General features: G+C 49.0%; 13 protein-coding genes. 4 read left to right on the top strand and 9 right to left on the bottom strand.

Going from position 1 to position 13,975, the window contains the following annotated elements:
• Window positions 1-491 precede the first annotated feature (491 nt).
• The 5 genes from ABT56_RS21475 to ABT56_RS21455 form a co-directional block, all read right to left on the bottom strand.
• A complete protein-coding gene (locus tag ABT56_RS21475; protein ID WP_047880971.1) occupies window positions 492-974 on the bottom strand; it encodes a DUF3299 domain-containing protein in 483 nt (160 codons plus the stop codon).
• Between the two features lie 4 nt (window positions 975-978).
• Entirely contained in the window at window positions 979-2,238 is a 1,260-nt protein-coding gene (locus ABT56_RS21470; protein WP_047880970.1) for an ABC transporter permease, read from the bottom strand.
• On the bottom strand, window positions 2,238-2,927 hold the full coding sequence (locus ABT56_RS21465) for an ABC transporter ATP-binding protein (protein ID WP_047880969.1): 690 nt from the start codon (window positions 2,925-2,927) through the stop codon (window positions 2,238-2,240). Before ABT56_RS21465 ends, ABT56_RS21470 begins: the two co-directional genes overlap by 1 nt.
• Window positions 2,928-2,973: 46 nt before the next feature.
• Complete coding sequence (gene zrgA / locus ABT56_RS21460) at window positions 2,974-3,564, bottom strand: zinc uptake protein ZrgA (protein WP_047880968.1); 591 nt, start codon at window positions 3,562-3,564, stop codon at window positions 2,974-2,976.
• A 425-nt stretch (window positions 3,565-3,989) separates the two neighbouring features.
• Window positions 3,990-4,541 carry a YtfJ family protein gene (locus tag ABT56_RS21455; RefSeq protein ID WP_047880967.1) on the bottom strand — a complete coding sequence of 184 codons (552 nt, stop codon included), beginning with the start codon at window positions 4,539-4,541 and terminating at the stop codon, window positions 3,990-3,992.
• A 289-nt stretch (window positions 4,542-4,830) separates the two neighbouring features.
• Here ABT56_RS21455 and ABT56_RS21450 point away from each other — a divergent pair, with 289 nt between their 5' ends.
• On the top strand, window positions 4,831-5,040 hold the full coding sequence (locus tag ABT56_RS21450; protein WP_047880966.1) for a DUF1107 domain-containing protein: 210 nt from the start codon (window positions 4,831-4,833) through the stop codon (window positions 5,038-5,040).
• A gap of 17 nt (window positions 5,041-5,057) precedes the next feature.
• On the opposite strand, the gene msrA is transcribed toward ABT56_RS21450, so the two are convergent.
• Window positions 5,058-5,681: a peptide-methionine (S)-S-oxide reductase MsrA gene (msrA, locus tag ABT56_RS21445; RefSeq protein ID WP_047880965.1), complete on the bottom strand. Its 624-nt coding sequence runs from the start codon at window positions 5,679-5,681 to the stop codon at window positions 5,058-5,060.
• A gap of 167 nt (window positions 5,682-5,848) precedes the next feature.
• On the opposite strand from msrA, the gene tamA reads away from it, so the two are divergent.
• From tamA to ABT56_RS21430, 3 genes are read left to right on the top strand one after another with little or no spacing between them, the layout of a single operon-like run.
• Window positions 5,849-7,570, top strand: a complete 1,722-nt coding sequence (tamA, locus tag ABT56_RS21440) for an autotransporter assembly complex protein TamA (protein ID WP_047880964.1) — start codon at window positions 5,849-5,851, stop codon at window positions 7,568-7,570.
• On the top strand, window positions 7,567-11,304 hold the full coding sequence (tamB, locus tag ABT56_RS21435; protein WP_047880963.1) for an autotransporter assembly complex protein TamB: 3,738 nt from the start codon (window positions 7,567-7,569) through the stop codon (window positions 11,302-11,304). Before tamA ends, tamB begins: the two co-directional genes overlap by 4 nt.
• 6 nt (window positions 11,305-11,310) lie before the next feature.
• The gene (locus ABT56_RS21430) at window positions 11,311-11,667 is read left to right on the top strand and encodes a gamma-glutamylcyclotransferase family protein (protein WP_047880962.1); all 357 of its coding nucleotides are present in this window, start codon (window positions 11,311-11,313) and stop codon (window positions 11,665-11,667) included.
• A 43-nt stretch (window positions 11,668-11,710) separates the two neighbouring features.
• Here ABT56_RS21430 and ABT56_RS21425 read toward each other — a convergent pair whose 3' ends face one another.
• The 3 genes from ABT56_RS21425 to fbp all read right to left on the bottom strand — a co-directional run bounded on the left by ABT56_RS21425 (window position 11,711) and on the right by fbp (window position 13,864).
• Window positions 11,711-12,100, bottom strand: a complete 390-nt coding sequence (locus ABT56_RS21425) for a rhodanese-like domain-containing protein (protein WP_047880961.1) — start codon at window positions 12,098-12,100, stop codon at window positions 11,711-11,713.
• Between the two features lie 59 nt (window positions 12,101-12,159).
• Window positions 12,160-12,690, bottom strand: coding sequence for an inorganic diphosphatase (gene ppa, locus ABT56_RS21420; RefSeq protein WP_047880960.1), 531 nt, complete (start codon window positions 12,688-12,690; stop codon window positions 12,160-12,162).
• Window positions 12,691-12,844: 154 nt separating this feature from the next.
• Complete coding sequence (gene fbp, locus ABT56_RS21415) at window positions 12,845-13,864, bottom strand: class 1 fructose-bisphosphatase (RefSeq protein WP_047880959.1); 1,020 nt, start codon at window positions 13,862-13,864, stop codon at window positions 12,845-12,847.
• Window positions 13,865-13,975: the final 111 nt, after the last annotated feature.

The following is a 13,975-nucleotide window of genomic DNA, read 5'->3' as shown; positions in this document are numbered from 1 at the left end:
TCCCGTCCGCTCCGCCACTTTATTTTAAGGGTTCGCCCTTAGGTCGAATGAGTCCCGCTTGAACGCAAGCCCGGCCACTCCGCCACTTCTTTGAAAGCCCCGCTAGAAATAGCGGGGCTTTTTCGTATTTGAATAATTTTGAATGTCCGCCCTGCGGTCGAATGAGTCCCGCTTGAGCGCAATCCCGGACTAAGTGCCCCAGACAGGTTGTCTGCGACATTAAGTTCACTCTTTGGTCATGGAGTTTGTTGGATGTGCTCCCTGCAGTTAGTTATGTTGTAGAAAGCTGTAGCTGAGCATGTTTGGTGACATTGTAGGACTTTTAGATTCTGGAATTCGTTCTTCGTAATGAGATCAGGTTGTAATTAGCTATTTATCTATTACCCAATAGTTCATTCGATTTATTTCTTACAAAAGAAACCCAGCCTTATGGCTGGGTTTTTCTATAAGATGATCTGTCTCTCGTTTTTATTTTACTGAAAGCTATGTGGCTACATATCATCATATTCTTCGATCAACGACCCCTCGAGTAGGTACCCTGTTTCTGCTAATTCGTGGCTTACGGTGTGGGTTTTTAACGTCCCTATGACATAAATGACATCCCATAACTCTTGGATAGGGGCACCTTGAGGAAATTTTACGTAAACAATTTGATTGGGTGGTGGAGGTGGTACGTGGATGCATGCACCAAAGTATGGGACAAGTAAAAACTCTGTAATGCGTTTATCATCGCCTTCTAGAGGGATCACAAAGCCGGGAATTTTTACTTTACTACCATTGAGTTCCTTTCTGACGGAACCAATAAGATTTTGTTTGGCTTTCTCTCCATCGTGATTAAGAACCGGCATTTGGTTTTGGTTAAACATCTGACGTTCTTGCTCTGGTATTAAATCGAGCCAATCGAGAGTTAAAGCATCTTCCGCAAAACATTGTATAGGCATGCTGATCAGCAGAGCTAGCAACCATTTCTTCATGTGATTAAACCTTAATTGTCATTCCGTCTGAGAGCGAGTGCTGATAAGCACGAATTGCAGGGATTACACCAACAATGAATCCCGCCAATTGGACCAAGCCTAGCAAATACCATTCATGTGTAGATAGTGGGTTGATTTCAATAAAGAGCCCAAATTGATTTTGGAGTATTGGTTGTCCTATGTATAGACAAAGATAGAGAAGCCCTGTGCCGATAACCAGCCCAAGGGTGGTGAGTACTGTTGCCTCACTAATGAGTAAGAAGAAAATATGCCCAGGTCGAGCTCCCATGGCTCTAAGTATCGCCATTTCTCTGCGGCGCTCGTTGAGACTGGTTAGTATGCTTGTTAGCATACCGAGCAGCCCTGCTATAACCACAAAGCCAGATATCACCAATAGGGCTTGCTCGGCAAGAGACATCATTCCCCAGAGTTCATGTAAGGCAATTCCCGGCATAATTGCACTAAGAGGTTCTTCGTTATAAGTATTAATTTGTCTTTGGAGTGCGAAGGCCTGAATTCGTGACTTCAGGCCAACAAAAAATGCGGTGATTTGTTTAGGCTCAAAATCTATTTGGTTCAATGCCTCGGCTTCTGGTGTAGGGCCTAATCGTGCTCCGCTTTCCCATCCGACGTGAATCGCTTCTATTGCTGCAAGGGAGGTATGGACACTACGATCTACAGGCGTCCCTGTGGGGGCTAGTATACCTACAACTGTGAAGGGGAGATTGTCATGCCTGTTGAAGGCTTTGTCGCTAAGTCCATGAGCTATAATGATCTCATCGTTGATTTGATATCCTAATTTTTTGGCAACCTCAGAGCCGAGAACGGTTTCAAATAGATTTTCAAACGGCCTGCCTTGATTAAATTTCAGAGCTTGACCTTGCCCATATCGATAATGTTCAAAATAAGAGTGGTTTGTCCCGATGACCCTAAACCCTCGGTGAGAATCCCCAAGGGATATAGGGATTGTCCAGTTGACGGAGCGGTGTTGGCTCAACTCCTGATAGCTTGCCCAGTCAATATTATTGGTAGCATTGCCTATTCGAAAAACAGAATACAACAAGAGGTTCACCTGACCGGAACGAGCGCCAACGATTAGGTCAGTGCCTGATATGGTATTGGCAAAGCTCGATTTGGCTTGAGTTCTTATTTTTTCCACACCGAGAAGAAGAGTGACGGAGATGGCAATTGTCAGTAGAGTCAATAAGGCTGTTGTTTTCCGGTTGGCGAGACTTTGCCAAGCCAGGCGAATAATCGCATTCATTACTGTGCTCCTACCGCGCGATTTAGTGTATTCAAGTCGTAGCCGCGATCGAACAAGGGCTCTAATGTCTCATCATGACTGACAAAGATAAGAGTTATGCCTGATTTATCGCATTCATCCATAAGCAAGGTGATGAATGCCTCCCTGTTATTGTGATCCAATGCTGAAGTAGGTTCATCGGCTATGAGGATATTGGGCCTACCAATTAATGCCCTAGCTGCCGCAACTCGTTGCTGTTGTCCAATGCTAAGCTCCGAGATAGGTCGATGAAGATATTCTTGGGGAAGGTGTAACTGTTGTAGTAGGCGATTAGCTTCTTCTTTTAACGAGCTGGTAATGTTGTGTTTTCTGCGTTGTGAAAAACGACAAGGAAGTAATACATTGTCTGTTACTGATAGATAAGGCAGTAAATTGAACATTTGGAAGATATAGCCAATATGATCAGCTCTGAACTTATCCCTGTGCGTAGAGGACATTTGGCTGAAAGGTTGCTCCAATAGTTCTATTTTTCCTGTGTCTGGCGTATTAATCCCGGCAAGCAGAGATAGCAAGGTAGATTTACCGCTGCCACTTGGCCCTTTGATAAATATTTTTTCTCCTTTCTTGATCATTAGTTCAGGAATATCAAGGAGAGGGGCCTTTTGTTTTGGCCAACTAAATGTCAGTTGATTGATATTGATAATAGGCATCAGGATCTCCAAATGAGGAGGGGGCCTCCTCATTTGATTACTTGTATTAAAAATGGAAAACCGAATGGGAATTGTTTAATTGAGCACTTTTTTGCCCTCTGTCCGTTAGGCTGTTGACAGAGATATGTTCGGTTGATGGGAAAGCGGTAAACCATTGGGTTTTTAGCATGGATAGTTTGTCCGGAGACTGACATTGGAAATCATAGTATGCGGTAAATTCGCCATGAGAGCTGTCATCATGATGCTCATGCTCATGCTCATGCTCATGCTCATGCTCATGCTCATCTTCTTTGTGGTTTGCATTCTTTAGCGAATGTTCAATATTCACCTTGGTGAGCTGACATTTAGCCTCGGTGTTTAATGTGAATAATTGTTCGGCAGCTTTTAATTGTATTTGGGCCTGCGTCATGGCCTGATGTTGTGCTTCATTTTTCGGTGCATGTTCGAAGCCGACGATGTCAGCGCCTGGAGCGGTGATTTCCATTAACAGTTGGTTGCCATCTTGGGCTATGTTCAGTTCAACGTGACCGTGTACATGGGCATCATGTTGGCGAAAGTGCTCGTGCGAAGCGGCTTGTGCGGTTGATAGTGTGAGGCCTGCGATTAGGACAGATATAGCAGTTTGCATGTATGGCATTGTCTTACTCCTTGTAAAAATTATGGTGACAGGGATAGCGTCAGGATAGTTGGGAGTAAGGGGGGGAGCGAGCTGTTGGCGTAAAGGCTGATTTTGAGTGAGGACTCTTTCGCTGAAACTGAAAGAATTCCGTTTGTTGAGCGGAGAATAGTGTGTGTTGTCCAAGGGAGGGCGTATCATCATGGATAATATGGCAGATCGTGCATGATGACTGATGATGGTTGTGAGCACTTGCTTCTAGCTTGTGCAATATCACAATTGGCCCTAACAAAATAAGTAGGCTAATAAGTAGAAATATTATTTTTTTTTGTAGATTGCCTCTGTTAACCACACTCTGCTCAAAAGCCATGATAACACTGTAATAATATAACATTACAAATTGGCGAAATCATGGCTTAAGATAATTATTTTGAGAGACGACGGGATTATAAGTGTTGCTTTACGATAGCAATAACCTGTTCTACGTCGTTGTTGCCGAGCTTCCCTTCCTTAGCAAATAGTACGGTGCTGTTTTTATCTAACACAATGATCGCTGAACTCTCTGGTTGAAGTTCCCAGGTTTTTTGAACAGTACCGTTAGCATCAAGTACCATGGAGGACCATGAGAAATCCCGCTTGCTATCTTCGGCCGACGATTTAACGAAACTGCCTGTTCCCCAAATAGCATCATCCCGATTGATGATGGTTGTTGTTTGATAGCTGTCTGATGGGAATTTCGCGGCGGTAATTGCCGCCATCATCTCAGCATTCATCTCTTTGGCGGCACTGCGCCCGGCGATAGCCTGAATAACCCGGACCTTGCCGTTTAACTGATCGGTGCTCCAGTTTTGGTATGCAATATCACCATTGTTGATCAGGATCTCGCCTTTATCAGCAATAGTTGCAGATGGGATGGGGTGGCCGACATTGAGGTTGTGAGCAAAGGCTGTGCAAGGAAGCAGGGTTGCAAGTAAGCACAACAGTGTTTTTTTGTTCATTCTTGTTATTCCATGATTTTGTAGAGGTATCATTATCTTAGATTAAATGTACCAATCTGGTTTAACCAGTTTTAGGGATATGAATCAGATCTCGCTGCGATGACGAATGTATCATTGATCTTATCGGTGACAGTGATATGGCAGGTTTATTGCTTCTTTTATCTCTAGATATTTTTTTGATGTTTGTCTTTTGGTATTGAGTTGGTCAAAAAAGTGTCATAGAAACCGTTTAGGCGAACTCAAAGTATGAAAAGGCGGTCTATAGTAAGAAGGAATTGGTGAGGGGCTTATGCTAAGAGTGTTTAAAAAATACAGACCGAATCAAGTTGCCCGTTATGTTAAAAGCTATTTTAGAGGGCGGGTATTTATTACAGGGGTCGGTGGATTTGAGTTCGACTGCGGGCGCCTATTGCCGCCCAAACGAAAAGACAAGAGAGCACTAAATGTTCTCACGGAGGTTAATCGAGAGATCCAGTTACTTGCTGCCAAGGCGGTATAGGCGCTGAAAATGAGAGGCTAGTTTGGCGGGAAGCAGATTCCAATTCCTCCTAATCCACAGTAGCCATTTGGGTTTTTCGCCAAATATTGTTGGTGGTACTCTTCAGCCAAGTAGTACTCTTGGGCTGGTTGAATTTGAGTTGTGATGGACGTGTGCCCCAATGCATGCTGGTAGCGCTCCATACTGCTCTGGGCGATTTGGTACTGTTCGAGGGAGTGAGTCAATATGATGGAGCGGTATTGGCTACCTACATCGTTGCCCTGTTTGAAGCCTTGGGTGGGGTTGTGGTTTTCCCAGAAGAGCCTTAAGAGCCTATCAAGTGAAATGATCGTGGGATCATAGATGACTCTGACAACTTCGGCATGGCCAGTTTGCCCGCTGCATACTTCCTGATAAGTTGGATTTGGAGTAAATCCAGCACTGTATCCAACCGATGTACTGTATACACCAGCCTGTTTCCAGAAAAGCCGTTCCGCTCCCCAGAAGCATCCCATGCCAACAATGAGTGTTTCCATGCTGGCAGGGGGAGGTGCCAATAGGTCTGTGCCGTTCACGGCATGGTGACAGCTTGGAAGTATTGGATTATCTCTTCCTGGCAATGCGGTTTCGGCCGTCGGCATAGTGAGTTTGCTCACAGACATTGTCGTATCCTTCTCTCTTTGGTCGTGCTTCCAAAGTAGTGTAATTGGTTATGAGATTCAATCTTGGCTGATTTGTTGGCAAAAGGTTGGCAGTTGAGAAGGGGTTTGTCAGAATGAATAGTGCTCATAAAGATAATAAAGCTTGCTACTAACGAAGTAACCATTGAATGAATAAGACAGTCTTGCGCTCAGGTTTTATTGTTGCCGCGCTTATGGCCATTTCCCCCGCAAATGCGAAGACTTCATTAGAAGTAAAGGGGTTGAAGGGAAGCCTAGAAAAAAACGTTGAAGCATATATATCAGCTATCCCCAAAGGGGATTACAACACCTCGCTGCGTTTTCGCGAGCAGCTCGAGGGTGAGATCCGCAATGCACTTAAGGCACTGGGACGTTATAACCCTACAATCACGATAACTGAACAGCGTGATGACGGTGATACCCTTTTGTTGGTTGAGGTGGCCCCTGGCCCCAAAACGATAATTGCCAAGAGCAATATCCAAATAACAGGTATGGCAAAAGATGATCCAGATTTTTTGTCTTTGGTCAGAAATAGCGGATTGGGGTTGGGGCAGACCCTCAACCATGGAAAATATGAATCGTTGAAGTCGTCGCTAAGTAGCTTGGCTTTGCGTAAGGGATACTTTGATGCTGAATTGGTCACGAGCAAGATGGAAGTGGCCCCAAGCCTCAATGAAGCATTCATTATCATCGATTTTGCTGGCGGTGTTCGTTACAACTTCGGTGAAACAACATTCTCCGGTAGCCAAATAGACCAAGATCGACTCGAGTCCCTGCTCCCCTACAAGGAGGGGGAGCCTTACTTGGCTTCGACGTTGGGGGAGTTCAACCAGCGTTTATCCAATGTGGGGTGGTTTTCATCTATTTTTGTCGGTGGTGATGTCAATCGTTTGGGAGACGGCGAAGTTCCGGTAAACGTCGTTGTGACACCACAGGTCCGTAATCTTGTTGAAACCGGTATCGGCTATTCCACTGATGTGGGGCCACGATTGAAGCTGAACTGGCGTAAGCCATGGCTAAATAGCGCCGGACATAGCCTTAACGTCAAAACCGAAATCTCACAGTCTCAGCCGAAGATAGAAGCCACCTATAAAATTCCTCTCGATGATGTCCTCAATGACTACTACCAAGTTATCGGGGGGATCCGCTATGTCGATAGCCATGACACCATCAGTACCGAATACAACTTGGGGCTTGAGCGGCATTGGCGCTTGGAGTCGGGGTGGAAGCGGATCGCCTCCTTGCGTTTGCTTTATGAAGACTACAAGCAGGGTGCCCTCGAAGAGGGCTTGCTCCAGATGGTGATCCCGGGGATCAGCTACGATAAAACCCGAATTCGTGGCGGGGCTATGCCGACCTGGGGGGACAAGCAGCTTATCTCGATTGAGTATTCCGATCCGGTTCTTGGCTCTGATACGCAATTGGCCAGATTCCGAGGACGTTCGGCCTGGATCCGTACCCTTGGGGAGAACCATCGGGGGTATTTCCGGGTTGATGGCGGGGCAGTGATTGCTGACAAAATTGAAGATGTTCCGCCATCCATGCGATTTTTTGCTGGTGGTGATAACAGCCTGCGAGGATACAGCTATGAGTCGATCGCCCCGAAAGACCAAGAAGGTCAACTTCAGGGCGGGCGCTTTATGGTGACCTCTACCCTTGAGTACCAGTACCGAGTTTACGGCGACTGGTGGGGGGCTGTGTTTTACGACTACGGCTCATCTTGGAATGACAGCCCTGATTGGCTGGCTGGTGCCGGTGTTGGGGTGAGATGGGCTTCGCCGGTAGGCCCTGTCCGGCTTGATTTTGCCTGGGGGCTGGACAAGCCGACAGACAAGTTTCAGATCCACTTCGTTTTAGGGCCAGAGTTATGATTTGGGTAAAGCGTATATCATTGGCTGTTCTTGCCTTGCTGTTGTTTTTGGTTATTGCATTGGCTGCGCTGCTGTACACGCCAGCCGGGGTGAAAATCGCAATATGGGGAGCAGAAAAAGCACTGCCAGCACTGAGCATAGAGCAGAGCGACGGTAGTTTGTTGCAAGGCTTCTCGCTGTCAGGCATTGCTTACCAAGACCAAGGGATGGATCTCTCAGCCAAGCGTCTCGTCCTGGATATTGATGATCAATGTTTGCTGCAGCCTGCAGTGTGCCTGCGTCAGGTTGAGATTGCTGGATTGTCGTTTGCTATGCCGACATTGCCGCCAAGCAGCGAGGAGTCGCAACCTGCGCCTGATGAGCCGAGTACACCGTTTTCCATGCCGATCCCAATTAGCCTTGATCGCTTGGTGCTGGACGATATTTCATTGGATATCTTGGGTAATAAAGTTGCTTGGAAGCATTTTTCCAGCGCCGCAACCTTATCTGGCAATCAGTTGATACTCAAACCAACTGTATGGGATTCGATAACGTTGGCACTGGCGAAAAGTGATGCGGAGAGTACTCCATCGTCCAGTACCGCGGGTGATCCACAGGCCATTGAGTTGCCGGACGTTATTTTGCCGCTGGGTATTTCTGTTGAGCGCTTTACCGTGACAGATTTTAGCTTGGAAGGGGAAAACGCCCAGAAGGTTGCATTGCTTGATCTTATCGCTAAGGCGGAGGGCAGTGATGTGACGGTGGACCGAATTCAGCTGAATGTACCCCAAGGTAAGCTGGATGTTTCGGCCAAGATACAACTGGCGGGGGATTATCCGTTGCAGCTCAAGGCTGGCCTTGATGTCGCCATGGAGCCCTTGTCGGGCCATCATCTTGATGTAAAGGCATCGGGGAGCGTTAAAACGCTGGTCCTGGATGCCCGGTTGAGCGGAACCCTCGATGCCTTGTTAAAGGGGACACTCTCACCGCTTGATCCTGAGCTGCCGTTTGATCTGTCATTGAAAAGCCAGCATTTACAATGGCCGCTTACCAACAAGCCGGAATTTACCCTGAACGCCTCGGCTCTGACGGCCAGTGGTGATCTAAAAGGGTACCGTTTCAAACTCGACAGTACGGTCGATGGTGTACCTATGCCTAAGGTGAAGGCCCGCCTTGTGGGTAAGGGCTCATTGGATGATGTCTCTTTGAGTAAGCTAGCGCTTGAAACCTTGGGGGGAACCGTGACCGGGCAAGCCAGTGCCAGTTGGAAGGATCTCGTCAATTGGCAGGGGCAGTTGGCCTTTTCCCATATTCAGCCGGGCTTAGAATGGCCGGATGTACCGGGGGATTTAAGCGGTAAGCTGAAGACTTCGGGAGGGTTAACACGAAAAGGTGGCTGGTATGTTCAACTTCCCGAATTGGCGGTCGACGGGATTGTGATGTCGCAACCGCTGGATTTGGTCGGTCAGTTAGATGCCAAAGACTTGAGCGGTAAGGGTAAACTGGCCCTGAGTACTACAGGCTTGTCTCTAAAGCATGGTCCTAACGGATTGACGGCTAAAGGGCAACTGGACGGTGATTGGGACATGGCGGCAAGCATCAATGCTCCCGATCTCAGCCAGTCGGTACCCGGCCTGAAAGGTGAAGTGGCCGGTACGGTATCGGTCAAAGGCAAAATGGCAGAGCCGGAGCTTGATCTGGTTTTGGATGGCAAGCAATTAGGTTGGCAGGATTTGGCTTCTCTGGCATCGCTGGAAATTTCAGGCAAAGTGTCACCGATGCCTGTTCTGAATGCAGATCTTACCGTCAGGGCTGCCAAGGGTCAGTACGAGACTTTTAACTTGAAAACTCTGGCACTGCAGTTTTCCGGAACCGAAGCGAGTCATCAGTTAGTGTTGGACATGCAGGCTGAGCCTGTGAGTACGGTACTGAAGTTGGCGGGGGTATTCGATCCCAAGCAAGGCTGGCAGGGGGTACTGCAACAGGGCGAAATTGAGACGCCTATTGGCCCTTGGCGATTGAACCGACCAACAGCTATCGGCTATCAGCTAAATTCTCAGCTTGCGACAGTTGCTGCCCATTGCTGGCAGCAAGACCGTGCCTCCTTGTGCCTGCAGGAAAATTTGTCTGCCGGTGCCAGTGGGCGGGCCAAAGTCGCCCTTAAGGGATTCGGGTTTGATTTAATCAAGCCGTACCTGCCTTCCGACGTCGCCCTCAAGGGAGCGGTCGGGGCCAATGTCGAGGCCGTGTGGGCTCCGGATTCAGCGCCATACCTCAACGCGCAGGTGAGCATGCCGCCAGGTTCGTTGACCCAGCAATTGGATCCTGAGGCCGATCCGGTTCGTCTGGGCTGGGATAAAGTGACGCTTAATGCATTGATGCAAAATGATGTCCTCAATGCCGATTGGTTGGTTGCTGTTCGGGACAATGGTGATTTCTCCGGCCGGGCAACGGTGACCCAACTGACCGGTGACAAGCAAATTGAAGGTAATGTGAAACTTGATCGTTTCATGTTGGGTTTCTTGCAGCCGCTGCTTGCGGATTACCATGATTTTGCCGGTCAGGTGGATGCCAATTTGTCTGTTAGCGGTCCGATATTGCATCCTGCAGTCAACGGTTTGCTCAAGGTGACCGATGTCAAGGCGCAGGGTAAGACGGTGCCATTGGATGTAGACAAGGCCGATATCACAGCGACGTTCGCAGGTTATCAGGCTCGGCTACAGGGCAAAGTCGTGACGCCAGATGGCGATCTGTCACTGAGCGGTGAAGGCGACTGGCAGGATCTCAAAGCGTGGCGGACAAAGCTGCGGGTCAATGGGCGAGAGTTGGAAGTGAATGTCCCACCGATGGTTGCCGTGAAGGTTTCACCGGATCTGACGATTACCGCCCAGCCGAAGCAAGCTGAGATCACCGGCAAGGTTGAAATTCCGTGGGGGCGGATCACGGTAGATCAGTTGCCGGAATCCGCCGTGTCGGTGTCAAAAGACGAGGTTATCCTCGGCCCGGACCTGAAGCCAGTTGATACCCAAAGCACGATGCCGTTTAAGATCAAAACCAATGTGCTGGTTAGGATTGGCGATGATGTGAAGCTTTCCGCTTTCGGCCTTAAATCTGGGCTGGTGGGGGATCTGAATGTCCGTCAGAACGACAAGGGACCATTGGTGTACGGTGAGATCAACTTGCGTGACGGTACTTATCGTTCCTTTGCCCAAGAGCTGGTGATCCGCAAAGGGCAGATATTGTTCAATGGTCCTGCGGATCAGCCTTATTTGTCGATTGAGGCGATTCGCGACCCTGACAATATCGAAGATGATGTGATTGCCGGGATCCGGGTAACGGGGCCTGCGGATGAGCCGAAGGTCGATATTTTCTCGGATCCGGTCATGCCGCAGCAAAATGCCCTGTCTTATATTCTGCGTGGGCGCGATCTGGACAGCGAATCAGACAGCGGTGATGCCATGACAATGGCACTAATCAGCATGGGCTTGGCACAAAGTGGCCAGCTAGTTGGTGATGTCGGCGAAGCGTTCGGTATTCAGGATTTGGCGCTGGATACGGCGGGTTCAGGGCAGGATTCGCAGGTGACGATCAGCGGTTATATTGCCCCGGGGCTACAGGTCAAATACGGTGTCGGAATATTTAATTCGATTGGTGAGTTCACCGTGCGTTACCGCCTGATGAAAGATCTCTATGTTGAGGTCGTATCGGGATTGGATAGTGCGGTCGACTTGCTTTACCAGTTCGAATTCAACTAAGGAGAAATGGTGCACAACGTTTTTGTCTACGGCACCTTGCGACAGGGAGAGTCAAACCATCATTGGTTGGCAGGCGCTGACTGTTTAGGAGAGTGCCGCCTGCCGGGGAGCTATTTGCTTTACCATATGGGGAGTTATCCGGCAGTGGTAACCGGACCGGATGGCGGGGCATTGATGGGAGAGGTCTATCAGGTTGATGACAGCACATTGGCATTACTCGATGAGTTGGAAGAGTATCCCCGCCTGTACGGTAGGATCCTGATTGCGACGCCATTTGGGGAGGCTTGGCTATATCATTATGCCCCGCCAGTCGATGGCGCTCCGTTGATCCCCTGCGGAGATTGGTGCCAGCGTAGCGGATAGTGAAAATCCCCTTCCTTTTAGGAAGGGGATTTTTTTATATGCGCTAGTTTTTTGTATAGGGTTGGCTGGGCATCGCTGAGAGCAATTTTTGGTAGCTTTCCCCGTTGTATAACTGGCTATAGCCTAATTTTGACAGTTCGGTTTCTGCGATGACAGCCCGGCGTCCGGAATGGCAATAGAGAAAAATAGCCTGCGATTTGTCCGGGGCTATTTTGATGAGTTTGCTAATTTCGTCATAGGGGACATTGACGGCATTGGGTAAGTGGCCTGCGAGGTATTCTTCGTTGCTCCTCACGTCAACAATCATAGGATTGCCAGTTTCGGCAGAACGGTGTAGTTGCCAGAACTGGTGGGCCGAGACGGTTTCGGCATCGGCTGTGCCTGCAACGAGGCTAACGGCGAGGACGGTCAGTATGGAAAATTGTTTTAACATGCGAGTGTGCCTTGGAGCCATCCCGGATAGGTGATATCCGGGATGGGAGAGATCAGCAATTATTTTTTCTGGGCGCGTTCGAAAGACTCAATAATTTCAGCCTTGGCTGCCTCGGCATCTGCCCAGCCATCCACTTTGACCCACTTGCCCGCTTCTAATTCTTTATAGCGTTCGAAGAACTGTGTGATTTGAGCCTTGAGAAGTTCGGGGAGATCCTCGACGTCCTTGATATGGTCGTATTCCGTGGTGAGCTTGCTATGCGGTACAGCAACTACTTTGGCGTCTTCCCCTGATTCATCGGTCATCTTCAGAACCCCGACGGGACGGCAACGGATCACTGAACCTGGGAATAACGGGTAGGGGGTGGGAACCAAGACATCAACCGGATCGCCGTCAAGGGACAAGGTATGGTTCACATAACCATAGTTACACGGATAGAACATCGGTGCCGACATGAAGCGGTCAACGAAAACAGCCCCGGATTCTTTGTCGACCTCGTATTTTATGGGATCGGCATTGGCGGGGATTTCGATAACCACATAGATATCTTCCGGGATGTCCTTTCCTGCGGGGACCTGATTGAGGCTCATTGTCTCTTCCTTTTGTTAAGTTAACCAGATGTTGGTGATGTTGAAATTATAATAGCAATATCGTTAATTCATTGTCTAATCGACAGGTGCACATTGACCGGGAAAGGATCGGTATCAAAGTGAACAGGCTGCCTTGGGCAGCCTGTTGAGTGGGTTATTCCTCCTCGTCGGGGAAGGTTTCGAGGAAGTGTTCGACTTTTCGTACCATGTTGGTCGAGCCGACAAAAAACGGCACTCGCTGGTGGAGCTCTGTCGGCTGGATATCCATGATCCGTCGGCAACCGTCGGAAGCGACGCCGCCAGCCTGCTCGATCAGGAAGGCCATTGGGTTGCACTCGTAGAGCAGCCGCAGCTTGCCATTTGGATGGGTGGCCGTGCTCGGGTAGAGGTAGATCCCGCCTTTTAGCAGGTTGCGGTGAAAGTCGGCGACCAGTGAACCTATGTAGCGCGAGGTGTAGGGTCGGTTGTCCTCCGGCACGTTTTCTTGGCAATACTTGATGTATTTTTTTACGCCCATCGGAAAGCGGATGTAATTCCCTTCGTTGATGGAGTAGATTCGGCCATCTTCGGGGATGGTCATTCCCTGGTGGGAGAGGCAGAACACCCCGAGTGACGGGTCATAGGTAAAGCCATGAACCCCGTTGCCCGTGGTATATACCAGCATGGTGGACGAGCCGTAGATAATATACCCAGCGGCGACCTGGCGGTGGCCCGGCTGGAGGAAGTCCTCCTCGGTGGCTGGTGTGCCGACGGGGGATACTCGGCGGTAGATAGAGAAGATCGTCCCGACCGAGACATTGACGTCTATATTCGACGAGCCATCTAGCGGATCCATCAGGACGACATATTTGGCGTTGCGGTTGAGCTCCTTGTTGAAGGCCACCGCTTCGTCTTCTTCCTCGCTAGCTACCCCGCACACTTGATCTCGGGCTTCGAGGGCGGCTTTGAATTTGTCATTGGCGTAGACATCGAGTTTCTGCTGCTCTTCACCTTGGATGTTCTGGCCGCCGACCGCTCCTGTGATATCGACAAGGCCAGCCTTGTTGATTTCGCGGTTGACGATTTTGGCCGCCAGCTTGATGGAGCCGAGCAGGGAAGATAGCTCGCCGCTGGCGTGGGGGAAGTCGTTTTGTTTCTCGACAATGAACTCGCCAAGGGTTCTAATATCGGACATATACAATCCTTGCATCATGTTGTCATTGGGGCTGTTAAGTTAGGTACAATGTCTCTAACGGACAATTTTCATACCAATAGTTAGTTAGACGCTTTATATTGTGTGTGCTCT

It is taken from the genome of Photobacterium aquae (genome assembly GCF_001029445.1).
GTDB classification, from domain to species: domain Bacteria; phylum Pseudomonadota; class Gammaproteobacteria; order Enterobacterales; family Vibrionaceae; genus Photobacterium; species Photobacterium aquae.
This window is presented reverse-complemented; position numbering and strand designations above follow the sequence as displayed.